This is a genomic window from Longitalea arenae (assembly GCF_016924755.1).
Taxonomy (GTDB): domain Bacteria; phylum Bacteroidota; class Bacteroidia; order Chitinophagales; family Chitinophagaceae; genus Niastella; species Niastella arenae.
This window is the reverse complement of sequence record NZ_JAFFJX010000005.1, coordinates 381,212-406,536: the sequence shown is the minus strand read 5'-3', so window position 1 is coordinate 406,536 and position 25,325 is coordinate 381,212. Positions and strand designations below refer to the sequence as shown.

Below are 25,325 nucleotides of genomic sequence, written 5' to 3'. Positions count from 1 at the left end.
CACGCGGTTAAATCGACTTTTTCATTTTCTGCGGCATTTTCTGCGGCTGGTTCAAAATGCCGATAACAACGCTGTGTGAATTTTGCAGTCCCCGCAACTGGTTTTCCAGCAAATATTGCAGTTCACCGGCAGGCAGCTGGGCAATCGCGTTGCTATAAATGACCTGTATGGCTTGTTCTCCGGCTTCACTGCTTTTCAGCATGTCGTAGATGTTCGGACCGGAAAAGGATACGCCCATTTCTTTCCATTTGTTATACAGATCGCCAAATCTGAGCTGGGGTAATGGCTTTTTTGTGACGGGAATATGGCTTTGCAATTGCTCCAGGTATTGACGGAGCGCAAAACTGTTTTGCCGGCTTTGGTTGGCCAGTAAGGCAAATGTGCCGCGTAACTCCAGGTTAAAAATGAAATTAAGAAAAGACGCTTCCTCGTAAGCCTTAGCCCGTTCCCGATTAATTGTAGAAAGGTCATTTACAATTTCGGCTATTTGTTGATATTCCACAAGCGTGATATTTTCAAGTGTTTATAAAAATTGTTCCGTATTGTAAGACGTGAATGTCAACTTCGTAGGGCGAACAATAACCGTTGTTATGGTTAAGCATTAACCAAAAACACGCGATGGATTACTACTAATTTACCGAAATTTTTCTTACTTTTTTTGATATCACGAAGCTTTTCTTCGGCGGCCCCCGCCTCCTTTTTCTTTCTGCCCAAGACTTGCTTTCAGTTGCTCCATCAGGTCTTTTGACCGGGAATGCACCACGCGCAAAGTGGGCTTCTCAATTTTCTTGCCTTTTGCTTTATCCTTGATCAGCTTCAACAGATCCTCTGAATACGTATCCTTAAAATGTGAGATATCAAACTTGCCAGATAACTGGTTTATCAGGGCAATTGCCATTTTCAGTTCCTGCGGATTGCTTTTGGTTGTTTTAACATCCAGTTCTGAAGCATCCCGGATCTCTTCGCCAAAGCGTATCTTATTCAGAACCAATATATCCTCATGCGGTTTTATCAATCCAATACTTTCCTTGTTCCGCAGTACATAGGTTCCCAATCCCACTTTTCCGGTTTCCTCAAGGGCATCACGCAGGAGATTATACGCTTTTTGGCCACTCTTTTCCGGCGCCAGATAATAGGGGTTTTCGTAATAAATGGTATCTATTTCAGATTCGTCTACAAACTCTGCAATATTGATGATCTTATTTTTCTCGGGCCTTACTTTTTGAAAGTCCTCTTCAGTAAGTACCACATATTGGCCATCGAGGTTGTAACCCCGAACTATATTTGACCAGGCCACCTCTTTGCCTGTTTTTTCATTCACGCGCTGGAAACGGATATTGGAATGATCCTTTTTATCCAGCATATCCAGATCAAGCTCACTGCCTTGTACAGCGCTGTATAGTTTAACGGGAATATTTACTAGCCCGAAACCTATCGCTCCGGTCCAAATGGCTCGCATAAATGTCGTTTTAGTAGTATTAATGCTTAAACTTTTGTGCCAGTTGATTCACCATGGAAAACGCAGAAGATTCATACTGACGCTGATGTACCTGTACCAGCCTGCTTTTCTTTTCCGGTAAGGCCGTTTTAACCGGTAAAACGCTGCAAATGGGTATTTTTTTGCGCATGGCCGCAAAAAGCGCCATAGCCGTCTCCAAAGCAACGGCCGGCCCTGGCGATGGTTTCCGCCAGAACTAATAGAAATAGCATACTGCCGCTGATAAGCGGCTTAGTGAAAGATATACCGCAACATGGATGAGCCCGTTTGCTAGTTCTCCCATTTAAACAAATCCTCTGCCGGGATCTCGAGCGCTTTGGCCAGTTGCATAATGGTGAGTAAGGTGATATTTGTTTGTCCGCGTTCAATTTTTCCAATATCACTGAAGTCTATAGAACACTCATACGACAAAGCACGCAGGCTAAAGCCCTTGCGTTTTCTTATCCGCTTTAGATTATCGCCAAACTTTCTTAGGATCTCCTGATCGTCCCCTGCCTTCATTATAATGTATTAACCGGAGTAAGATCACCGAAATTCACAAAAAAGATGTGGGACCACTACCCCACATTACACTTTTCCCTTATTTTTGCGCCGTCATTCTCCCGATCCGGTTTTTTCTCACCCAACCAGCCTGCAGTCCCTCAATTATCTTAACCAGTAAACCTTTTGTATGCGCCTACCGCACCCATGTAACGTACCTGGGCATTGGTATGAAGATGAGCCACTTGCCTTTGCCAGTGTTTATGATCGTTTTTATGATCCCCTGGTCTATTTTGCCCGTAAACTGCTGAAAGACGGGCTGGCCGCTGAAGACCTTGTTGCCGATATTTTTGTAAAGTACTGGCAGAAACGATATCAGTTCAATGCCCTGGAAGCCGCAAAAGCATTTTTGTATATCAGCACGAAAAATGCCTGCATAAACTACAATCAAAGGACGCGCCGCCAGGCACGCGCCAAAGCCGGCTGGCGCCTTATTGCAGACGAGTTCGATGAATCTATACTCAGTTCCATCACCCGGTCAGAGATCTTACACGATGTTTACGACAGCGTGGAGTCATTGCCGCTGCAATGCCGGAAAATAATCCTGTTGAGTTATATCGGCGGCTTCAGCAACAAACAAATAGCCCGCCACCTTCAACTTTCAGTTCACACCGTGCGGAACCAGAAAGTGCGCGGCATTCAACTGGTACGCGGAAAAGTGCAGCCAAAACTATAAACGGTAAAATCAGATCTCTATAATACCCGGATATGCACTTTCAGACTGCATGCGAATGGCAATCCCCGGTTTCCTGTCATGAAAACCTGGCGGCGCCCGGCGGCTATTGGCATGACTTGTTTTTCGGACAATTAATAAATATATAAAGGAGGAATTTGAACCACCGGCGACCCTAATTTTGACAGCCGAAAATGCATTTTTGCCAGCTTCGCCAGCACATAAACGGGATGCCAAAAACCCGTTTTAAACAGTGCATCCGAAAATTTAAATTTCATCAATTAATCTCCGCCCGCTAAAACAGCTAAACCACGTAACGAACTGGTTGTCAATAACCATTTTTAAACAAATTATAAATTCGGGCTGGCAGGCCCCGGGGTTATGGCCAGTGTGTTTTTTTATCCTAATTTTGATTCGTCAGCGTTCCGGGAAACTAACTTACACCCCCATTATACTACATGGAACCAACACATTAAATTCTGTAGAACGAAACGCGACACTACCCGTTAAATTCGGCTTGCAACCTGTTGATTCTTCTTTTTTGAAACATTAAAAAAGGTGGAGGATATTAGTATGTATTCGTATGCTTTATTAGAGCCCGGCTGTTATTATTTGATACAGGAAAAAGAAGACGATCCTGTAACGCTTATTAAGATAACGGTGGAAACCGATCAGTGCCTGTATGTCACTCAGTATGAGGATATGCCGGTATTGGTGTGGAAAAAGAAAAACGATCCGATCTTCGACATTCTGGAACTGCTGAGCGATGATAAAGTGAAAGAATGGGAAGCCGTTTACAACGACGGCCAGGATGCCTATTATGAGGAAGAAGATGATGAGTAGTTAGTTTGAACTATAAGTTGGAAGGTTTAAAGCTGTTACCTCACTTTGAATATTATTAATATTTAAAAAGGTCACGCTTTAAACCTTTTGCTTTTTATAACCTGTCGCTCATTTAACCGCCAACACTATACGTTAAACCTTTTACTTTCTGACCGCTTTTTCGTATGTTTGCTTTAACCAGTTGCCTGGTTGATACCCATTTTTCGGGGGATCCAACGGGTTAACTGGCGGTAAGCGCCTGATACAACTCCATGCATTATTTTACCACGTTATCAGGTAAAATCTTTACCGGTCAAATTACAGATACCTTTAACACTTGCCATACAAAAAAAATGGTTGATCTTACGTTACTGTAAATCAAGTGCGTTATGAACCAAGCCCAGGATAAATATGGCCATACGAGGAAAGTGCTGCTGGTGATCTTAAGTGTAATTGCAGTGATCCCGCTGGCCCCATTAATCAATCGTTACATTCCACCATTGATATTGGGGGACTGGAACCTGGATCTTACTGTTTCTATTATCCTGGCGGCCGCCCTTACTTTTCTTACCCTCCGGTTATTCCGCTTTTTATTGCTGCCGGCAGTAGGTTTACTCATACTGGTACTTATTTACAATCAGCTGACAAATGGCTATGGCTTTGGTAACATGCTCAGGGATTATAAATCCATGGTGCAAAATAACTGGGGCAAAAAAGAGCAGAAAGAAATTGACCTCGTGTTGCGCCCGACCTTCTTTGACGGTCCACTTACAAAGACCGTAAAAGCGCTGCAGTCAAAAGTACATCCTACCGATTCCCTGGTGCGGAACTTTGCCGTAAAACATTCGGTAGAGTCCTTTGACGAGTATTACCCGAAATACGGTTCACAGGTACGGCTCTTATCACTTTTCAAATACATCAACAGCAATTTCAAATACGTATCTGATTCGGAAAGGGATGAATATTTTGCCACCGCCCGGGAAACCATTCAGAATGGAATGGGAGGCGATTGCGATGATCATACCATCCTGATGGTGACCTGTATGAAAGCCATAGGCGCTCATTGCCGCATGATCCTCACAGATGGGCACCTGTACCCTGAATTGCTTTGTGGCGACGAAAAACAGTTTGAGATGATGCAACAGGCCGTCATTCACCTGTTTGGCAACGAAGCCATCGACAATATGTATTACCACGAACAAAACGGTCAATACTGGGTCAACCTCGACTATACCGCCCGCTATCCCGGCGGACCGTACGTAAGTGAAACAGCCTACGCCATCATTAATTTGTAATTACCTGTTTATTGTTCAAAGTTCACAGTTCAAAGTTCCTAAGTTCTACGTCGGGCGTTGTCAATGTGCATTCCAATCAGCAAATCAGCACATCAGCACATCAGCACATCAGCACATCAGCACATCAGCTAATTAAGTATTCTGCGCTGGCCTGGTTTTGGAAATGATCAGTTTCCCGAGCGCTGGTGCGTTTGGCTTTTATTAAAAATCCGCCAATCGCTACAGGAAGGGCAATCAGAGATGACAAATAATACATCAGGAAACTATCGGCTGATGAAGAAACGCCGGGCAGGAAATAATCGAAGATATAGATAACTACAAAGGTTCCGTATTCAAACAGCAGCGCTGCCCAGATCAACAGGAGGCCTTTGGTATGGCCGCTGAGTTTGATCTTTTGTAATTTCAAAATGATCTCCCAGATGATGACCCCCAATACGATCAGCAGCTCACCGCCCAGCACATACTCCAGCGCATCGGTTGTAAATCCGCGAATGATACAGTTTACCAGGCCCACCGCCACCATGGCCGGCGCTACCAGCCTGGTGAACTTTTTAACAGCCACAGCCGTCGTGGAGAAATAAAAGATGATCAATACAAAGGGAATATCGAGCAGGTTGTAGATCGTGGTGTACAGGTCCATAGCCCGTTCAGACAATGGAAGGAATTCAACCAGGTTCGCCAAAGCGCATGTGAGCCAGTACAAAGCAAATAACCTGAATGGAATGGCCGGCCATAGCTTTTTGGCTATCACAATAAGCATAGGTACGAAATACAATCCCACAGCAACAATAGATACGATCTGGTAAATAATACTTTTCAAAACATGAACAGGATTACGCTCTAAAATCGCTAAAATACCGCAAATATTGCACCTGGCGCGTTTTTCAGTAATTGTACTTTTATCGGTTTCTGCATAAAATACGATTGACAAAAATCATTTCTGCACAACCGGTTGCATAAGACAAATCAACGCTCCTGAACCAACCGGCGTGCATTGTACTTCTATTATCGATTTAGCCTTAGCCGGCGGGTATCCGCCAAGGTTATATCTGTATTAAACAACCGATATTTTTACGTAGTGGGCAACACATAGCTTGCTGTACAATTACGCTGCCTTACCTAAAGACTTTTTTTGGCAGGCTGATTGTTGCCTTTTTATTCACGGTAAAAACCAGCTGTAGAATTTACGCAAAGCCGATGGTCAAGTTCCTTAACCGAAAAGATCTTATTACTGCCCTCTTACCGGGTTCGCAACCCGGCACTTTAGTAAAATTACTATACCACTAACTGGTTATTTACCGCAACCGTATGTTGTTTAAACTATAGCCCACGTAATAACTGAAGGTTTTAAATCGGGCAGATTTGCTCTATGATTGAATGAGTTTAACATATATTTTTGATTTACTGATTCACAATGATCAGTTAGTAATAAGTTTTTAAAGAGGTTTCAAAATCCAGTATCCGAAGACCACCATCCAATTATCCAGTAAAAGACCGGTTCCAAAAAATCAAGATCTTACATTGTAGATCGTATCCTTAAAAAAAACCGTCCACAGTTCCAGATCCAATGCCTTAGTTCAAAAACCAGATCCAATGGGATCCTTGAAAAACCCAGTCGATATCCTGAAAACCTGTAACCAAAAAGTGTTTTACCTTTGAAATGAAATCCGATACCAATGAAAGCAGTTCAAATTTGGTAGGTCGACTGATGAAATTATATTGGCCCTGACGGTTCCGTCAGGGCTTTTTCTTTTATATTCATGGTTCCAAAACAAAACACCCATGACGGCCCGCTTATCATTGTTGTTATCCTTGCTGATAGGCCTGCATTTTTGCGTAGCAGCTCAAACCATAGAATTGTTGACTAGCGGAAAAGCCACCTCGATCCGCGGTTTAAGTCCCGTTAGCGACGACATTGTTTGGGTAAGCGGCAGCCAGGGTACCGTTGGCAGGTCACTGGATGGCGGTAAAACCTGGAAATGGATCACCGTAAAAGGATTTGAAAAAACCGATTTCCGCGATATAGAGGCTTTTAATGCGACCACAGCTATCATCATGGGCATAGCAGAACCAGCCAGAATATTAAAGACAACCGATGGCGGCGACAGCTGGAAGGTGGTATTTACAGATTCCACCAAAGGCATGTTTCTCGATGCGATGGACTTTTATGATAACAAACACGGCGTGGTAGTGGGTGATCCCATCGACTCTAAATTCTTCATTGCAAAAACCACCAACGGCGGCAATACCTGGAAGAAAACACCAGCCATCATGCAATCCAATGCGGTGGCGGGGGAAGCCTGTTTTGCCAGCAGCGGCAGCAATATCCATTATTTTCGTAATAAGGATTTCCTGTTCGTGAGCGGCGGCACCGTGAGCCGCTTACACGATGATGCCGGCGGCCGGTTGATCCCTATCATCCAGGGAAAGGAAAGCACCGGCGCCAATTCAATTGCAGTACGCAGCGACGGACCTCGTGTAAGCAATACCTTTATTATTACCGGGGGCGATTTCAGCAACGATAAGGACACTACGCGCAATTGCGTGCTCACCAACGATGGCGGACAAAGCTGGTTCCACCCTGCTACCCCGCCCCATGGCTATCGCAGCAGCGTAACGTATATCAGCAACAAAAAGCTCGTATGTTGCGGCACCTCGGGCGTTGATCTGTCAACCGACGGCGGCCTGAACTGGCGATTGATCAGCGAAACCGGGTATCATGTGTGCCGTAAAGCTAAAAGAGGAAAAACAGTTTTTTTCGCGGGCAGTAATGGAAGAATAGCCAAACTGGTATTGTAATTAAGTTACCGGTTTATTGTATTATTTCAGTAATTTGAATAAAATTATTCACGTATGATCTCGAGCAAAATTGAAGAGGCATTAAACCGACAAATAGACCTGGAAGGCTATTCATCCATGTATTACCTGGCAATGGGCTCCTGGGCAGAAGTTAAAGGATATAAAGGCGTGGCGCAGTTCCTGTATCATCATTCGGATGAGGAAAGAATGCATATGCTGAAGTTGTTCCGCTACATTAATGATCGCGGCGGCCATGCTATTGTTCCCCCTTTCGCCGCTCCGCAAAAAGATTTTAAGAACATCCGTGAGATCTTCGATATCGTGCATTCTCATGAGGTAAAAGTCTCGAACGAGATCAATGCACTGGTTGAATTGTGTATCCAGGAAAAAGATTACACCACCCATAATTTCCTGCAATGGTATGTTACCGAGCAGATCGAGGAAGAAAGCCTGGCGCGTGAGATCATCGATAAACTGAACCTGATCGGTGAAGACAAAGGCGGGATGTACCTGTTCGATCGCGACCTGGCTACCCTGGCCGTTCAGGAAGGCGGTGGCGGCAGGAAAGGCGGCCACGGACATCACTAAGAACATAAGTTCACGATATTTAAATGCCCCGGCAGGTGCCGGGGCATTTTTTATGCTCAAAACGCTTTACAGTATTGTTGGTTTCATGGCTATGGAGAGTTACTGTAAAGTGCAGCGAAAGTAACTTATGTTTCAATGCGTTGAAACGCCAGTTTGTATCTGCGCTGATTTCGCCCATAACTGCGCTGTTTTTGCTTAAAAGCGTGCAGTAAATAGAAAACCCCGGCGTTACCGCCAGGGCTTAACATATCTAATCATTAAACCGCGTTAATTCAAATTTCTGAAGTCAACCGGTACAAGCTTGCTTACGCCGGGTTCCTGCATGGTTACCCCGTAGATCACATCCACAGCGCTCATCGTTTGCTTGTTGTGCGTTACGATGATGAACTGGCTCTCCTGGCTGAACTTACGGATCATTTGCGTGAACTTACCTACATTGGCATCATCCAGCGGCGCATCCACCTCATCGAGGATACAGAACGGCGCCGGTTTGATCAGGTAGATCGCAAACAGCAGGGCCGTTGCCGTGAGGGTCTTTTCTCCCCCACTCAGCTGCGTGATCGAAGACGGGCGTTTACCCTTCGGTTTGGCCACAATGTCGATGCTGGTCTCGGCCAGGTTCTCAGGATTCTCGAGGATCATATCTGCCGAATCATCCTCCGTGAACAATGCTTTGAACACCTTCTGGAAATTCTCGCGCACCTTGTTGAACGTATCGAGGAACTGCTGGTTGGCAGTAGCTTCTACTTCCTGGATGGTTTGTAACAAACTGTCTTTCGCCGTCACCAGGTCATTCTTTTGCTCCAGGATGAACTCGTAGCGCTTTTTCATTTCCTGGAACGCTTCTATAGCTGTTGGGTTCACTTCACCCAGGTTCTCGAGGCGCTTTTTCATTTTGTCGCCTTTTTCCTGCAACTCCTCTACCGGCGTGTCGCCTGTACGGGGTTGATCGATGATATCATCGAGGTTGATCTTGAACTCAACGCTCAAACGCTCTTTCATTCCGGCCAGCTGCAGCTTCAATTCATTCAGCTTGTCCTTTATTTCACTCAGCAAATGCTCGGTCTGCTCTCTTTCCTTCGACTTATGACGCAGTTCACTTTCTTTTTCGCTCAGCGCATTGCGCAGGTTGTAATAGGCCTGGTCGGCCTCGTTAAGCGTTTTCTCCTCTTCTTCCTTGCGCCGCATCATGTCTACCAGCCCATTTTCTGCATTGGCCAGCTGGTCGGCGCTTTCCGTGATGCTTTCCAGTGTCTGTTTCAACTGCGATGCATTGGCTTCGATCTGGTTACGCAGATCAACCAGCTGTTTGCTCTTGAAATCCAGCTCCTGCTTCAGCGAATTGATCTTGCTCGTTTGACGGGTTAACTGAAGATTATATTCATTGAATACCGACTGGGCATTGTTGTATTCGCTTTCAGCCGATTTGTATTCATTCTCAACACTGGTCAATTGTTCCTTCAGCTCGTTCAACTGGTTCACCAGTTCCATCCATTGCTGGCGCGTGCCTGAAATGGAAGAAGTGGTTTCTTCGAGGTTCATCTGCAGTTCTTCCAACCTGTTTTGGGAAGAACTTTGCAAACCGTGCAGGTTCTCCATTTTGTTCTCGAGGGAGAATACCTGGTTGGTAAGTGTATTGATATCGGCCTGGGCCTGTTTAATGGCTGTATCTTTTAATTGCTCGTTGTAGCCGATCACCTCGTTGTGCTTTTGCTGAATGCCGTCTTTCAATCCCTGTACCACCTGTTCCAATGCCACGATCTCTTCATGCAATTTTTCGAGGTTCTTGGCGCGGCCGATCTTTTTTCCTTCAAATAAACCCACGCTACCGCCGGTCAACGCATATTTTCCTTTTACGTATTTACCTGTTTTTTCCAGCACTACCGAACCGTTGCTGGTGGCCAAAGCATCCTCGCTTTCGGCAATGAATACATTACCGAGCAGGTACTCGGCCAGCTGGCGGTATTGCGCATCTACCTCAATCACATCCATGGCAGCGATGGTATTGGCGGGCGCATGGCCGTTCTCCTGTTCGTTCTTACGTTCGTTCAATTTATCGAGCAGGAAGAAATTCGCTTTTCCTTTCTTGTTGTTATCGAGCAGGTGCACCGCCTGTAAACCTTCCTGCAGGTTGTTCACCACATAATAGTTCAGGTAAGGTTCCAGCACGTTCTCCACGGCTGCGCGAAATTCTTCCTTAACGTATATGATATCTGATAAAATGGGCGCTGTATGATTCCAGCCCGGGTTATTATGCAGGAATTTTACGCTTTCCGGATAACCTTCCATGGAGTCGATCAAACTTTTCAGCAGATCGTGCTCGTTCTTTTTCGCGTCCAGCTTTCTGCCTTCTTCGGCCAGCTGTTGGCGTAAACCTTCCAGTTCCCGCTGGGTGATCAGGATCTGTTCTTTGGTCCTTTCCTGGTGTTCCTGTAATTGCACCAGGTCAATCTGCCTTTTATCCAGCTCCTGCTCTTTCACCATCTTTTCTTCTTCCAGTTGTTTTAACTGGCTATAGCGGGCTTCGCGTTCTTCTTCGATCTGGCTGATCGCTTTTTGAACGTTCTGGATAGAGGTATCGGCAACGGCCACTTTCTTTTCGGCATCGAACTGGTTGCGCTGCAGGCTGAGGTTCTCGGCCCGCAGACTGTCGACCCGGCCTCTCATTTCATCAAAAACGCTGCGTTTGGCGCTCACCGCTTCTTTATGCTCCTCCACCATTTGTTCCAGGCCTTCCAGTTTGCCCTGCTCCTGCTCTACCTGTACGCGGGTATATTCAATACTGTCTTCAATAGATTTCAGGGTGCCTTCACTTTTGTTCAGGAACTCCTGCAGGCTGGTTTCCTTTTCTTTCAGGAAATTCAGGCGCTGCGAAGCCAGGTTCTTTTCATTCTCCTTGGTACGCAGGGTTTGCAACAGGTCGTTGAACTCGTGCTGCATGCTTTGTAGGGCACGTTCTTTTTCAATAAAGCTTAGTTTTTCCTGCTCAATGATCGCTTCCTCGTTGGCGATCTCAGCATCCAGCCGGATCTTTTTATCAGTCTCTATTTCCGACTGGCTATTGAGCTCTCGATACGTGAGGTTAAAACCTTCGAGGGCCGCTTTGGCCAGCTCGATGCTCAGCTCGCGGTATTCTTTCTTTATCTCGTAGTATTTCTCTGCTTTTTTAGCCTGGTTCTCCAGGGTCTTTAACTGGTTGTTTATCTCAAACAACAGGTCTTCGATACGGGCCAGGTCCTGCTCCGTGGCATCCAGCTTCTGCTTAGCCTCTTTTTTGCGGGTCTTATAAATGGTGATGCCGGCAGCCTGCTCCAGCATACGGCGGCGGCTGTTCTCTTTGTCTTTAATGATCTCATCAACCATTCCCAGCTCAATGATGGCGTAGCTGTCGGTGCTTACCCCGGTATCCATGAACAGGTTCTGGATATCGCGCAAGCGGCATTGAACATCATTCAGGCGGTATTCACTTTCCCCGCTTTTGTAGAATTTGCGGGTTACTGTAATGGTGCTGAACTCGGTCGGCAGCAGGTTCCGGGTATTTTCGAAGGTAAGGCTCACCTCGGCAAGGCCGGATGCCGAGCGGGTCTTTGACCCGTTAAACACCAGGCTTTCAAGGTTCTCGCTGCGGAGGTGGCTGATCTTCTGCTCCCCGATCACCCAGCGGATACTGTCGATAATATTACTTTTACCACACCCGTTGGGCCCGATAACGCCCGTAATTCCCTCATCGAAGTGGAGTACGGTTTTATCGGCGAAACTCTTGAACCCTTTGATTTCTAAGCTTTTTAAGCGCACTTGATCTATTTTTTTATGGAAACGACAAAAGTAACGAATAGCGATACAAAATAGTGCCGCTTCTGCTAACACGCCTCAAAAGTTGTGCACTTTTGTGGAATAAAGCCTGTGAAATGGTGTTTATAAATGTTAATATGTTGTTGGTATCTTTAAGGCTGATGCTGAACGCTTAAAGCTGAACGCGGAAGGTTGCTGCGCCAAATACCCTGGTTTGCTTAACCATGGTGCAGCAGCGGCAGCCCTGCGCCGGAATACCAAATACGGAACGGCAATTGCTTTAGAAGTGTTGATAACTGCTTTTACGTTAAGCGCTAGGCGTTAAACGTTAATCATTAGGCGTTTAGCGTTTAGCATATTTACTAATCAATTCCATTTGACTATGATCACCAGAAACTGGACAGGCGTTGTAAAACCGGAGCGTGCCAATGATTATATCGCTCATCTTCAAAACGATACGTTCAAAAAGCTAAAAACGATCAGGGGCTTTAAACATGCTTCCATCCATCAGCGCGAAGTCACCGACGGCATTGAATTCCTGGTAGTGACCTATTGGGACAGTATGGAGGCCATTAAGGAATTCGCCGGCGAGGCGGCAGATATTGCCGTGGTTCCCCAGATCGCCCAGGATATGATGGTGCGGTATGACCCCGTTGTGCGCCATTATGAAGAAGTTTCGACGATGGTTCCGGCGCCCATTTAACACACATTTAGTTAGGCACAACACAACCCGGCGGGGTTCGTTATAGTCTATATAACAGGACCTGTAACCGTCGGATTTTTTGAAGCCATTTATATTTATATATCACCATGCTGAAAAAACCAACCATCGTACCCGTTAAGCGGTTCGTGCTTCTACTGCTGATCACTATTGCCGGTATAACCGGTCGCGCGCAGCAGGTGGACAGTATTTATTTTCACCTGTATACCGACAGCCTGAAGAAAGGAGTACATAATTATATCAACGTTGATGGCAAGTTGTCGAACGGGCGCTGGCTGCCTTTAACCAATAAGGAAATTGATTTCACCGCCTCGGCAGGTAAGTTCGAAGGCAATAGCCTGGTACTCGACACTGCTTTTAAGGGAGAAAAAGTAACGGTAAAAGCGGTATTGAAAAATAATACGGCCATTTGGAAGGAATGTACCATTTATATCAAGAAAATGGAGGTGGAAGAAAAGTTAAAAACGGTGGATGAGATCATGAACAGGCCTTCGCGGCGAAGCAGAAGAAATTTAATGTGATCGTTTAACCCGCCACGGTTGATACCGTGCCCCGTTAGCAGTCTTAAATAAACAAGGGATTGGAAGCTCCAATCCCTTGTTCTTTTATGCTTCGGCTTTTGCCTATTGTCTATTGCCTATTGCCAATTGTCAATTGCCTATTGTCTATTGCCTATTGTCTATTGTCTATTGGCCAATTGCCAATTGATTACTTGGCGGTAGCCAGTTCATGACGCATTTTCTTGGCGTCATCGAGGAATTTGGCCAATCCGATATCCGTTAACGGATGTTTCAACAGACCCAGGATGGGTTCCAGCGGTGAAGTGATCACATCAGAACCTGCTTCAGCGCATTTTACAATGTGCAACGGGCTGCGGATAGAAGCAGACAGGATCTCTGTTTTATAACCCTGGATCTTGTAGATCTGGGCAATTTGTTTAATGAGGTCAAGACCATCCCAGTTACTGTCGTCAACACGGCCAATAAAGGGGGATACATAGTTAGCACCTGCTTTTGCAGCCAGGATCGCCTGACCGGCAGAGAATACCAGTGTGCAGTTGGTTTTAATACCGTTGTCGGAGAACCATTTCAATGCTTTCACTCCATCCTTGATCATCGGCACTTTTACTACAATATTGGGGTGAATAGCTGCCAGCTTTTTGCCCTCTTCAATAATTTCGTCTACAGATGTAGATAATACTTCAGCGCTTACGTCGCCATCAACCAGCTCGCAGATGGTGAGGTAATGTTGCATTACCGCATCTTCGCCTTTAATACCTTCTTTGGCCATCAGGGAGGGGTTGGTGGTAACACCGTCAAGAATACCTAGGTCGTGAGCTTCTTTGATCTGGGCAAGATTCGCTGTATCAATAAAAAACTTCATGATTATTTTAGATTTTAGATTGCAGATGCAAATTTACGAATTTGCTGTGTTATTAGTCTTGTTTGTTGAAATGAGTAAGTGAGCAGGTAAATTCAAAACGGTTTCACAACCTATCGTGCAGTTCTGTAGGGATAAAAAGAAAAAAGGCAGGCGATTTACATCGCACCGCTACAACCACCTACCCTTGCTGCCTTCCGGCCCTGGGGGGGTTCAGCGGGAGCTGGTCGTGTAAGACCTGCCGGATGCAAATGTACGAACCAATAGACAATTAACAATGGGCAATAGACAAAAAAATCAAATTGCTTATTGCCTACCGGCTATGGCACATTTTTCTGGCAATGTTACCGTACCTGTGGCACACCTTGTTTATTGCCAAATGCTTATCCATTGCCTTTTTGCCTATTGGCTGTTGTCTATTGCCTGTTGCCTTTTTGCCTATTGCCTATTGTCTATTGCCTATTGCCTATTGTCTATTGCCTATTGCCTGTTGCCTATTGCCTATTGAATACCTTGCCTTCCGTGGAGCGAACTTACATAACCAACACCCACCAGCTCATCGGCCCGGCCGGCCAATGCCCGGTAATACACCAGGATGGTGTACATATTTTCTGTATCCCAGAAATTACCTTCTGTGTACTCATATGAAGCCGCCCTTTTCTTATCGTTCCTGTCGATGGTCACATAATTGTAATTATAATAACCCTGCTTCAGGAAAAGCGTTCTTTCATAAGCCCGTGTCTCATTATTGAAGGTCATTTTTGCGCTGTCGTTCAGGTTGTAATTGGTGAGCTGACCGATCAAATAAATATCGCGGTTGGCAAAAGGCACATTATCGGGCGGAATATAGGTGAAATGCACCGTGGCATAATCAGTTTGCCAGTACGGGTTCAGGCTTTCAGTTGTTTCAATGGTGTACATGCCATTGATGTCGCGGTAATAGACAAAGCGCTGCTGGCTCCTGTCAACATCGGGTTTTACAAAGATCTCGGTAGAACGCGTATTGTAGTTGGCTTTTGCTACGCGGTCACTCTGCAGGCGGAAGCTGCGCAGATCGAGCCAGCGCCATTCTTTTCCCCCCGGCATCACGATCTGGTCTTCTGTATTGAAATCGAGTTTTCGCCCCGAAAAAAAGGTTGGCCGCACATTCACCAGGGCATTATCCCAGCGGTTGTTCTGCATGATCACCACCTTCACCTGCTGCAGGTGGTTCATCACCTGTAAGCGGTCGCTCAGGGTAACCTGGAACGGGATCTTTTGCCAGGTACGGAATATTTCGCCATTAAAAGGTTGCTGGATCTGTGCCGTGATGGTGGCCTGATTATCCACTACCATAAAGCGTTTGGTGAAAGCCAGTTTTGACGTATCGCCGTTTAAGAACACTTTCAAAATATAATTGCCCGATCGCGAAGGCGCGCAATTGTTATCGGGCACTACGGCCGAATAATGCGTGTAACGGGTAAATGCCACGGATGAAATGCGATAAGTATTGATGCGTTGGTAGGAAAACCCTTTAATGAAATCGAAACTACTGAGCATAACCGGCGTCCAGTCGGCATTACACAACTGGTATGTATACGAGTAATTTTTAACATTGGCATCCAGGTCATCGAAATGCAGCTCAAGCCGGTCGGAACTGTTGAGGCTTAAGATGGGGTACCCCAGCTGATTGCCGGCAGGGAATAACTGGGCCGTCTTGATGTTGGGATAGTATATAGCGTCTGCTAACTGTGCTTTTCCTGCAAGGGAGAAAACCAGGCCCGTTATAACTGATATAAGGATATTTTTCATGTTCTGCATTGCGTCAGGTATTTAAATGTGCCGCATTTTGTAAACGTTGCACCGTGCTCATGCATACAATGTTACCATAAAATATCAAAAAACATTCGTCGTTTTTATGTTGAGGCGTTACTTTTGACGAACTAAAAATCATGCCGGTTGAATATTGCCGCTTTTATAGCCCGTAGAATTGCGTTTAATCAGCAGAAATCGTTTTCCCGCTTTGTAATCCGGTTATCAATTGGAGCTACTGTTATCAGCGTTACGGTAATGATACTTACCCTGACCTTTGCCAGCGGCTTCCAGAAAACGATCAGCGAGAAAGTATTCAGTTTCTGGGGACATATCCGTATTCAAAGCTATTATTCAGCGCGTGTGGCCATTGCGGAGGAAACGCCCATCCATCGCAGTGATTCGGTCACCGGCCTTAAAAAATTATATCCCGCCATTAAAACCGTTCAGGCATTTGCTACCAAAAACGCCATTCTGAAAACGGCTGAAACCATTGAAGGCGTCTTATTTAAAGGGGTAGAAAAGGATTATAACTTCGGGAACCTGGATAAATTCAAAGTAAAAGGCCGCTGGTTACAGTTTACCGATAGTGGTTACAGTAACGAGATCATGCTCTCGGCCTATACGGCCAACCTGTTAAAATTAGATACGAATGACCAGGTGCTGATCTATTTTATTCAACCGGGTGCTCCGCCCCGCCCCCGCAAATTAACCGTTGCCGGCATCTTCAAGACCGGCATTGAAGAGTACGATAAACTGATCGCCATTGGTGATCTGAAGCTGATACAACGCCTGAACGACTGGCATGCTGACCTGATAGGTGGTTATGAGATCTTCCTGCACGATTATAACCGGATGGATGAAGTGAGTGACGCCATTGTGCCCGATATCCCGATCGGGCTGCAGAGCAACACGATAAAATATATCTATCCCAGTATTTTCGACTGGCTGGCCTTACAGAACAAGACCATCTTAATTGTCCTGGCCATAATGATCGGCATAGCCATCCTGAATTTAATTACCTGCCTGCTGATCCTGGTGCTGGAGCGCACACGCATGATCGGGCTGTTAAAAGCCCTGGGCGCCCGCAATTATACGATTCGGGGTATTTTCCTGTATCACGGGGCCATTATTACCTTTTTCGGTTTGCTGCTGGGTAATATCTGCGGCTTATCCATTGCCTGGCTCCAACAAAGGATGGGCTTCATTAAATTACCTGAAGACGCCTACTATATTTCAGAAGCGGCGGTGGATATCGTGTGGTGGCAGATCCTGGCCGTGAACACCGGCACTTTCATAGTTTGTTTTCTCGTGTTACTTATTCCAACGATAATCATTAAGAGAGTACAGCCTATTAAAGCCATTCAATTTAGATAGTAAACGGTTTATGGTTTGTGGTTTGTTGTTTGTGGTTACGGCTGATGCGAAAGGTCTGATTATTCGCGGGTAGCCTGCCATTTGAACAACGACAAACTACAAACCACAAACCACAAACTAACTTACTATTGCTTCTTCGCCATACATCTGGTCTTTGAATTTCAGGGAGGGAGAGGGAATGAATTCACCCAGGCCCAGGTTATTCCACTTTGCATCTACGGCTGCGATGGTCTTGTCATCTGCTACAATGATGTTCGGCCAGTCGCGCTGAAAATCATCGAGCTCTTTTGTTTTGATAGTACCATCGAAACCCATACAGGCCCAGGTTTTACCGGGGATCTGCCGCGCAGGTTCCTGTACCAGGATGCTGTCGCGGCGGGGATCGAGATTATTACAGAAACGCCATAAAGCAACCGGCAGGTCATTGGCATCTACCGTATGCTCTACATACAATACCAGCTTAATGCCTTCGATATTACCGGTAGCGCATAACTGCTGATGCAGCTCGCGGATATGGCCTTTGCGGTTCTTCTCTACCGAAATGATCAAACAGGGAATATGAATGGCCGGCAGGGCATCATTGATCACTTTTATCTCGGGGAATTGCTCTTGCAGTAGTTTCTTATCAAATCTTGTGCTTAACACCGGAAACTCAAATGCCGGATCGGTTTCCTCATCGAATTTCCGGGTGCCATCGATGCACATTTTTCCGCCAAAGCCCAGTTTGCTGCAACTGTGGTCCAGCACATCCATGGGGCCTTGCGAAAGATAGATATCGGTAGCGGGATTCAAATTGGCAAATACGTACTGCGCCAGCTTTTCATAATCCTGGATCTTTACACCTTCATCGGCCAGCACCAGGATCTTGTTGAACATCATTTGTCCGGCCCCCCACATGGCGTTCATTACTTTTTGCCCCTGGCCGGCATATTCCTTATTGATCTTTGTAATAACGAGATTATGAAAAACTCCCTCAATAGGCATATCCATATCAACGATCTCGGGCACCATGGTCATTTTTATTGGCGCCAGGAAAATACGCTCTGTGGCTTTGCCCAGCCAGGCATCTTCCTGCGGTGGAATACCAACGATAGTAGCGGGGTATACCGGATCTTTTTTGTGCGTAATGGCCGTAATATGAAAGCGTGGATACCAGTCGGGCAATGAATAATAGCCGGTATGATCGCCAAAGGGCCCTTCCCAGATAAGTTCATCATTAGGTTCTACATATCCTTCAATCACAAAATCGGCATCCGCCGGCACTTCTATTTCAGGCTGGGTAATACATTTAACCAGTTCCACTTTTTTCTTCCGCAGAAAACCGGCCAGCATGTATTCATCTACGTTCTCCGGCAGTGGCGCTGTTGCCGAATAAGCATATACCGGATCGCCTCCCAGGGCAACGGCTACCGGCATTCGTTTGCCTAACTTTTTATATTCATTAAAATGGCGGGCGCTTACTTTATGCTTGTGCCAGTGCATACCCGTTAAGGTTGGTCCAAACACCTGCATGCGGTACATACCCACATTGCGCACATTCGTATTGGGATCTTTGGTGTGAATAACGGGCAGGGTCACGAATGGACCGCCATCTTTGGGCCAGCAGGTGATCACCGGCAGTTTGGAAATATCCGGTTTTTCCATGATCACTTCCTGGCAGGCGCCCCGTCCGCTTTTCACCTTCGGCATCCAGGAGGCAAACTGCGATAATTTGGGAAGCACTTTTAATTTATCGATAATGCTTTCTTTGGGCGAAGCCAGTAAATGAAACAATTTTTCTATTTCCTTTGCCACATCATCGAGGTGCTTAACACCTAATGCCAGGCACATTCTTTTTTCGCTGCCATAGGCATTCATAAGCACCGGAAAATCGTAGCCGGTATTTTCAAACAGGAGGGCTTTGCCGCCACCCGTAGTTTTACTAATTCTATCTGTAATTTCTGCTATCTCCAATTTGGGGTCTACATAGGATTTGATACGTACCAGTTCACCCGCCTGTTCCAATGTATCAATAAAATGTTGCTGATTTCTATATGACATGGCGCAAAGGTAAGCAGCTAATGTGATAATTAGCTAATGTGCTGGTGCTGATGTGCTGATGTGCTGATTTGCTGATTTGCTAATGTGCTGATTGGCTGCTTACTCGATTAATAGAAATGAGACGTCCGGAAGAAGCACCCTATCGGGGTCTCATCCGGACTTCCATCAGATATTATCACATTAGCAGATTGGCGTTAAAGCACTTTCGGGCATCCGAGCTGATTCCTTCTTCCGCCGCGGTAGCGGCCGCCAAACGCTTTACCGCTGCCGCTGCCTGAGCCCAGGCCAATATAAAGGGTAAACCCGGTAAAATAGTACCAGTCCTTATATTTTGAACCGCCCCGCACAGCACCATCGCCGGGATATGTAGTGGCATTGTCTTTCAATTCATCGCCGCGGAAGGCCATATCCACCGCTTTTGCACCCCTGGCCTGAGCAAGCGCAAATTCATCAACATAGGTTTTACTTACATCATCCAGGTAATCAGTAAAGGTTTTACGCACGGTGACTTCATATGCCAGTATGGTGTTATCACTGATCCTGAATTTTAGTCCCACTCCAAACGGAATGGCGAACTGGGTGAGCTTATAGGGTTTGCGGTCGGGATATTCAGCCAGGCCCTGCCCTTCGGTGCTGAGCGGTTTCAGGAAAACCTTATTACCGAGCGTATCATAGGCATATGGGTTGAAATGAAAGATCGTTATCCCGCTGTAAATGAACGGAGAGACCTTTCTGTCTTCCATATTGAGTATGGTATATTCCAACAGCAGGTTCCCTTCATTGATCTTAGACAGATAACTGAGGTTACGCGCCCGCAATACGGGATCGCTGCTTTTTTTATCATCTCCTTCAACAGATCCGTGATTATACGCCAGGCGCAGGGCGAGATGTGGTGAAAGATCGTATTTGATACCGGCGCCAAAAGCAAAATTCGATTGCTGTAAGGTAAACTGGCGATCCTGCAGATCGCCGCCGTAATTGGATAGTCCGCCGAATAGGGTAACATGAAAGCGTTGCTGGGACACAGCTATTGCCGGACAAAAAATGCTCAAGAGCAAAAGTTTTCGCATGCAAATGGTTTTAATGAATGTTTTCTGAGAAGTTTCCAGGGATAGCGGATCCAGTTGATTATTATGGCAAAGGGTAGATACGGGAATTTTTGACCGGGGGTTGGTAAGCAAGATTCAAGCCAAAACTTAATGTGACTTTTTGATAATGTGATAAAGTGATAATTCGATAATGTGATAATGACCTAATGCTTCACAAACCGATGTTCCGGCGCTTCGCGCACCGGCCAATAGAATGCAACATAATGGAGATAAATTTTGATAATGTGATAATTGAAATACCGCGTTCAGGAACAGGCGAAGTGTTAGTAACAAGGCTGCAGTACCCTATTCTTAGGCGCAAGGCGGCGGAAAGGTAGTATTGTGGACGTTCTGCGCATTAGCACATCAGCTAATTAGCAAATTAGCTAATTATTCAAATACCAGGCTGCCGAAAAACTGCCTTAAGTGGAAATTGGGCTGGGGCCATTGGATGTTCGACCAGCTTACAAAATGCGGTTCGGGCAGTTCATCGCCGCATTTATAAAAATTGGCCACACAATTCCGGCCTTTTAAGGATTGTATATTATGAAAACAGAAGGCGCTCACGGGGATCAGCAAGGTTAATTCCCAGCCAATATATTCTCCGCTTTGGTCATTCGTAAGTACAGACTTATACTTTATTTGTTGCGTAATATCCTGTGGCAATAAACTGCGGTTGAGTTTGTCTTCGCCATACCCTATGAGAGGGGTACCGATGCAGTTGAATTCAAAATTATAATAGGCTGGTTCGTCATCAAACCCAATAAAGAACTCCACGCAACTATCGGTATACACCGGTGAATGAAGTGTATTGTTGACAGCTCTTATGGTTTTTTCTTTAACAAAATATTTAATGAATACCGCATCGCTGCCATGCGCCATGGAAAACTGCACCTGGGGATGATAGGGATATTCGGCCCAGGGAGCATATACCAATTCCTGCTTTGGCGTGCCATCAAGCATAACCGAAATATCACGCAACGGAGTATTTTGATCAAGATTCTTCAAATAAGGAACTTGCAGAGCATTCATACGCTATGGGCCACTTCTTTTTTGTAAAGAAGGCGAAAAATTACTCCATAGCATTGATTTGAAAAACTAAAATTGCGCAAACGATTGATACGCTCAAATTACTTAATGTGCTGATCTGCTAATGTGCTGATGTGCTAATATAATTTGCTGATTTGCTAATGTGCTAATGTGCTGATTGAATACATGGCCCTTCATTAGCACATTAGCAAATTAGCCAATTAGCACATTCACCTTTGTCCCCAACACACGCTTAATAACAAGGTCTTGCTATTAACCACTTACATTCTCTTAAAAACAACGATGCCGTTATGTCCCCCGAAGCCAAAGGTATTGCTCATCGCTACATCTACTTTCTTTTCCAGCGGTTCTTTCAGTACGATCTGAATAGCGGCCGGTAATTCCGGGTCCAATTGTTCCGTATTGATGGTTGGTGCAATAATACCTTCGTTTATACTTGCTATAGAGGCGATGGCTTCAATGGCGCCGGCGGCCCCCAGCAAATGACCTGTCATGGATTTGGTGGCGCTCAGGTGAACAGCCGCCAGGTCGTTGCCAAACAATTTTGTAATAGCAGCGATCTCACTCAGGTCGCCCACCGGCGTTGAAGTGGCGTGCATATTTACATAATCTACATCACCGGCAGCGATGCCGGCATCCTGCAGAGCCAGCCGCATGGCGTGAAAAGCGCCCAGTCCTTCGGGATGGGTAGCCGTCATATGCCAGGCATCGGCGGTCATGGCCGCACCGGCCACTTCTGCATATATTCTGGCGCCGCGCTTACGGGCATGTTCATAGTCTTCCAGCACCAGGGCCCCTGCCCCTTCACCCATTACAAATCCGTCGCGGTTCACATCGAATGGCCGCGATGCCGTTAAGGGATCATCATTGCGGGTGGACATAGCTTTCATGGCGCAAAAACCGCCTACAGATGCTTCTGTGATCGGCGCTTCGGAACCACCGGTAATGATCACCTTCGCCTTACCCAGCCTGATATAATTCAGCGCATCCATAATAGCGGTATTGGAAGTGGCGCAGGCCGATACCGTGGTATAATTAATACCCATCAACCGGTGTTTGATAGAGATCATACCCGAAGCCATATTGGCAATGAGTTTGGGTACAAAAAACGGGTTGAAGCGGGGATTGCGGTCACCTTCGACATATTCGGCCACCTGCTCTTCAAAGGTTTGCATACCGCCCTGCCCCGACCCCCAAATAACACCGGTGTCAAAGGGGTCCATAGCCGGCAGGTCGAGCCCGGCATCCCTGATGGCCTGGTCTGCAGCCACCAACGCATATTGCGTAAAAAGATCTGTTTTGCGCAATTCACTTTTATCGAGAAAGGCTGCGGCATTAAAATCTTTCAGCTCGCAGGCAAAGCGCGTTCTGAACCGCTCTGCATTAAAACGCGTAATGGGTGCGGCCCCGCTTTTTCCTGCCCATAAATTCTTTGTAAACGTTGATACATCGTTGCCAACAGGCGTTAGCGCGCCCATGCCGGTAACAACCACTCTGTTCATAGTTTATTGTTTTTAGATTGCTGCATTTTCCCGTGGCTCGTCTTTCGACAATAACGTTAGCCCGCACTCCGCCTCAGGCGTTCGGTGTTTTGCATCCACTTGCAAAATACAAGCAGTGTCAAAGATACGGTAAACTACTCTATATTTGCAAGTGGTTTTAAATGTAACAGTATGCGATCGGATTGCCCATTGAATTATGGTATTGAAATTTTTGGTGATAAGTGGAGCCTGCTTATCATTCGCGATCTCATGTTCTTTGGCAAACGGTATTATAACGAATTCCTGCAATCCACTGAAGGTATTGCCACCAATATGCTGGCCGACCGGCTGGCTATGCTGGAAAAGGAAAAGATCATCCGGAAAGAAAAAGACAGCCAGCATAAACAAAAGATCATCTACAGTTTAACGGAAAAAGGGATCGACCTGCTGCCCATCATTTTAAGTATTGGATTATGGTCGGAGAAATACGCTACTATTGAACTGAATCCAAACCGGGATATGATTTTAAGTGATGCCAGGAAGAGTGTGCCCCGCAGGGTTGAGAAAATGAAGAAGAAACTATTGAAGGAACACTCCCCAACCGCCTAAAGGGGGAACTACAGGTCGCGGATTAAACCAGCAAGGGCATCCCGCTCGCGTGATGCCCTTGCTGACGGCGTTTAGCGCCTATACATAAGTTGTAACACACCTTGAAGGACCCGGGTCAGTATTTCGCCGGTTTATCGCCGGGAATCGCTTTTAAAATAAAATCCCGCAAATGTTGATTCGCCGTTGCCAGGTCTTCTTTGCGCAGGTACATCATATGCCCGCTGCGATAACCTTCCCACGACAAGCGGTCTTTTAATTTGCCAGCGGCATCTATCTGCCACAGGTTGTATTTGGCATTGAAATAATCACAGGCACCGTCATAGTAACCCGACTGCACAAATACATGCAGAAAAGGATTCATTGCCATCGCCTGGCGCAGGTTCTCCCCGGTTAAGTCATTTGAGCGGTCCCAGGGCCTCACCGGACCAAACATATAATATTTCAGATCGGTCTTATAACGCAGTTCATCGCGCAGATACATATTGATCGCAGGAGTGAATGCATGCAGCCAGTGGCTGAGTTCGGCATTATAATCCGGCGCTATACCGGCATCTTTTTTATCGATACCCAGGTAACGGCTATCGAGCCGGCCTACTGTATAACCTTTATCGCGCAACAGCTCTTTCCAGAAGGCGGAAGGCGCTACTTCAAGATTGTTCTGCAGAATAAATTGTTGCGACAAACCGGAGTACCGCGCCATTTTAGCGGCAATGGCGTTCCTGTCGGCGTCTGTCAGGCTGCCGCCTTTTGACAGCGCCGGGATCAGTTCATTCACCGTAAAGTTCTCAACTTCGGGCAGCATGGCGGTAAGGTCTTTGCTTTGCAGATCGGCCGGCAGTTTCTTGTGATACCAGGCGGTTGCAGCATAATAAGGCAGGTGAAGCGCTACATCTACCGGCCCTGTCCGTTGAATACCGAGATCGGTTGGCGATACCAGGATCACACCGTTCAGGTACATCCATTGGTTATTTTGCAGTTCCAATGCCAGTCCGCTTACCCGCGTAGTGCCATAACTTTCACCGATCAGGAATTTGGGCGAAGCCCAGCGTTTATAGCGGCTTACAAATGTATTGATCCAGCCGGCGAGGTATTTGATGTCGGCATTGACGCCAAAAAACGTGGAACCCGGGATATCCTTATCTGCGGGACGTGAAAAACCGGTGTTCACCGGGTCAACATACACAATATCGGCCACATCGAGTATGGAATGCGGGTTATCGCGCAATCCGTAAGGCTGTATGGGATAACCTTCATCATCGATCTTCAGCAAACGCGGTCCCGTATAACCGATCTCCATCCATACAGAAGAAGTACCGGGCCCTCCGTTGAAAGAAATGACCAGCGGACGGGCGCCCAGGTCCTTCACATCGGATCTTTCGTAATAGGTATAGAACACGCCTGCGAGCGGTTTGCCATTTTCATCCCAAACGGGCAGGGAACCGGCCGTTGCCGTGTAGGGCACACGTTGTCCTTTTATAGTAACCACATTGGAAGTGGTCACACTGCTGTCGAGCGCCAGGCGAACGGTATGGTCGCTTTTTTCGCCTTTTGGCTGCACTTTTGGCGGTTGCGGGCCAGCCTCCGCCTTTTTCTGCGCCTGCACTGATAAGATACAGAGGCAGGCAGCGCTGAAAAGAATAGATAGTTTTTTTCTCATGATGATGTAGTTGTTCTGATGGAAAGTTATCAAATTTAACCGTTTAGCTAACAAACGGGTTCTCAAATACACAGGTGGTCAATATGTATGAATTAGCCGCCCTTTCCCTTATATTTGAGGCACA

21 protein-coding genes and 1 other RNA gene are annotated in these 25,325 nt (G+C 46.2%); 9 read left to right on the top strand and 13 right to left on the bottom strand.

Annotated features, from left to right (window positions below; genetic code table 11):
• Window positions 1–7: 7 nt before the first annotated feature.
• The 3 genes from JT717_RS14325 to JT717_RS14315 all read right to left on the bottom strand — a co-directional run bounded on the left by JT717_RS14325 (window position 8) and on the right by JT717_RS14315 (window position 1,999).
• Entirely contained in the window at window positions 8–502 is a 495-nt protein-coding gene (locus tag JT717_RS14325) for a hypothetical protein (protein ID WP_205511166.1), read from the bottom strand.
• A gap of 162 nt (window positions 503–664) precedes the next feature.
• Window positions 665–1,459, bottom strand: coding sequence for a non-homologous end joining protein Ku (gene ku, locus JT717_RS14320; protein WP_205511165.1), 795 nt, complete (start codon window positions 1,457–1,459; stop codon window positions 665–667).
• Window positions 1,460–1,768: 309 nt separating this feature from the next.
• On the bottom strand, window positions 1,769–1,999 hold the full coding sequence (locus tag JT717_RS14315; protein WP_205511164.1) for a helix-turn-helix domain-containing protein: 231 nt from the start codon (window positions 1,997–1,999) through the stop codon (window positions 1,769–1,771).
• A gap of 169 nt (window positions 2,000–2,168) precedes the next feature.
• On the opposite strand from JT717_RS14315, the gene JT717_RS14310 reads away from it, so the two are divergent.
• The 3 genes from JT717_RS14310 to JT717_RS14300 all read left to right on the top strand — a co-directional run bounded on the left by JT717_RS14310 (window position 2,169) and on the right by JT717_RS14300 (window position 4,828).
• Entirely contained in the window at window positions 2,169–2,714 is a 546-nt protein-coding gene (locus JT717_RS14310) for a sigma-70 family RNA polymerase sigma factor (protein ID WP_205511163.1), read from the top strand.
• Between the two features lie 570 nt (window positions 2,715–3,284).
• A complete protein-coding gene (locus JT717_RS14305) occupies window positions 3,285–3,554 on the top strand; it encodes a hypothetical protein (RefSeq protein WP_205511162.1) in 270 nt (89 codons plus the stop codon).
• Between the two features lie 368 nt (window positions 3,555–3,922).
• Complete coding sequence (locus tag JT717_RS14300) at window positions 3,923–4,828, top strand: transglutaminase domain-containing protein (protein WP_205511161.1); 906 nt, start codon at window positions 3,923–3,925, stop codon at window positions 4,826–4,828.
• Between the two features lie 124 nt (window positions 4,829–4,952).
• Here the strand turns inward: JT717_RS14300 and JT717_RS14295 are convergent, their stop codons facing one another.
• Window positions 4,953–5,648: a hypothetical protein gene (locus JT717_RS14295; protein ID WP_205511160.1), complete on the bottom strand. Its 696-nt coding sequence runs from the start codon at window positions 5,646–5,648 to the stop codon at window positions 4,953–4,955.
• Window positions 5,649–6,610: 962 nt separating this feature from the next.
• Here JT717_RS14295 and JT717_RS14290 point away from each other — a divergent pair.
• Both JT717_RS14290 and JT717_RS14285 read left to right on the top strand, forming a co-directional pair.
• On the top strand, window positions 6,611–7,627 hold the full coding sequence (locus JT717_RS14290; protein WP_205511159.1) for a WD40/YVTN/BNR-like repeat-containing protein: 1,017 nt from the start codon (window positions 6,611–6,613) through the stop codon (window positions 7,625–7,627).
• A gap of 54 nt (window positions 7,628–7,681) precedes the next feature.
• Window positions 7,682–8,215 carry a ferritin gene (locus JT717_RS14285; protein WP_205511158.1) on the top strand — a complete coding sequence of 178 codons (534 nt, stop codon included), beginning with the start codon at window positions 7,682–7,684 and terminating at the stop codon, window positions 8,213–8,215.
• Between the two features lie 267 nt (window positions 8,216–8,482).
• Here the strand turns inward: JT717_RS14285 and smc are convergent, their stop codons facing one another.
• Window positions 8,483–12,010 carry a chromosome segregation protein SMC gene (smc, locus tag JT717_RS14280; RefSeq protein WP_205511157.1) on the bottom strand — a complete coding sequence of 1,176 codons (3,528 nt, stop codon included), beginning with the start codon at window positions 12,008–12,010 and terminating at the stop codon, window positions 8,483–8,485.
• Between the two features lie 379 nt (window positions 12,011–12,389).
• On the opposite strand from smc, the gene JT717_RS14275 reads away from it, so the two are divergent.
• On the top strand, window positions 12,390–12,710 hold the full coding sequence (locus tag JT717_RS14275) for an antibiotic biosynthesis monooxygenase family protein (protein ID WP_205511156.1): 321 nt from the start codon (window positions 12,390–12,392) through the stop codon (window positions 12,708–12,710).
• Between the two features lie 107 nt (window positions 12,711–12,817).
• A complete protein-coding gene (locus JT717_RS14270; protein ID WP_205511155.1) occupies window positions 12,818–13,249 on the top strand; it encodes a hypothetical protein in 432 nt (143 codons plus the stop codon).
• Window positions 13,250–13,436: 187 nt separating this feature from the next.
• Here the strand turns inward: JT717_RS14270 and fsa are convergent, their stop codons facing one another.
• From fsa to JT717_RS14255, 3 genes are all read right to left on the bottom strand, one after another.
• A complete protein-coding gene (fsa, locus tag JT717_RS14265) occupies window positions 13,437–14,111 on the bottom strand; it encodes a fructose-6-phosphate aldolase (RefSeq protein WP_205511154.1) in 675 nt (224 codons plus the stop codon).
• A 141-nt stretch (window positions 14,112–14,252) separates the two neighbouring features.
• An RNA gene (ffs, locus tag JT717_RS14260) (signal recognition particle sRNA small type) lies at window positions 14,253–14,352 on the bottom strand.
• Between the two features lie 257 nt (window positions 14,353–14,609).
• Entirely contained in the window at window positions 14,610–15,899 is a 1,290-nt protein-coding gene (locus JT717_RS14255; protein ID WP_205511153.1) for a type IX secretion system plug protein, read from the bottom strand.
• Window positions 15,900–16,046: 147 nt separating this feature from the next.
• Between JT717_RS14255 and JT717_RS14250 the strand changes: the two genes are divergently transcribed.
• The gene (locus JT717_RS14250; protein WP_205511152.1) at window positions 16,047–17,276 is read left to right on the top strand and encodes an ABC transporter permease; all 1,230 of its coding nucleotides are present in this window, start codon (window positions 16,047–16,049) and stop codon (window positions 17,274–17,276) included.
• A 117-nt stretch (window positions 17,277–17,393) separates the two neighbouring features.
• On the opposite strand, the gene JT717_RS14245 is transcribed toward JT717_RS14250, so the two are convergent.
• From JT717_RS14245 to fabF, 4 genes are all read right to left on the bottom strand, one after another.
• Complete coding sequence (locus JT717_RS14245) at window positions 17,394–19,316, bottom strand: menaquinone biosynthesis decarboxylase (RefSeq protein WP_205511151.1); 1,923 nt, start codon at window positions 19,314–19,316, stop codon at window positions 17,394–17,396.
• A 194-nt stretch (window positions 19,317–19,510) separates the two neighbouring features.
• On the bottom strand, window positions 19,511–20,386 hold the full coding sequence (locus tag JT717_RS14240) for a DUF6089 family protein (protein ID WP_205511150.1): 876 nt from the start codon (window positions 20,384–20,386) through the stop codon (window positions 19,511–19,513).
• 408 nt (window positions 20,387–20,794) lie between these two features.
• The gene (locus JT717_RS14235) at window positions 20,795–21,436 is read right to left on the bottom strand and encodes a carbohydrate-binding family 9-like protein (RefSeq protein WP_205511149.1); all 642 of its coding nucleotides are present in this window, start codon (window positions 21,434–21,436) and stop codon (window positions 20,795–20,797) included.
• Between the two features lie 278 nt (window positions 21,437–21,714).
• On the bottom strand, window positions 21,715–22,956 hold the full coding sequence (fabF, locus tag JT717_RS14230; protein ID WP_205511148.1) for a beta-ketoacyl-ACP synthase II: 1,242 nt from the start codon (window positions 22,954–22,956) through the stop codon (window positions 21,715–21,717).
• A 171-nt stretch (window positions 22,957–23,127) separates the two neighbouring features.
• On the opposite strand from fabF, the gene JT717_RS14225 reads away from it, so the two are divergent.
• Complete coding sequence (locus tag JT717_RS14225; protein WP_240348086.1) at window positions 23,128–23,544, top strand: winged helix-turn-helix transcriptional regulator; 417 nt, start codon at window positions 23,128–23,130, stop codon at window positions 23,542–23,544.
• Between the two features lie 115 nt (window positions 23,545–23,659).
• On the opposite strand, the gene JT717_RS14220 is transcribed toward JT717_RS14225, so the two are convergent.
• The gene (locus JT717_RS14220) at window positions 23,660–25,201 is read right to left on the bottom strand and encodes a S10 family peptidase (protein ID WP_205511146.1); all 1,542 of its coding nucleotides are present in this window, start codon (window positions 25,199–25,201) and stop codon (window positions 23,660–23,662) included.
• Between the last annotated feature and the right edge of the window lie 124 nt (window positions 25,202–25,325).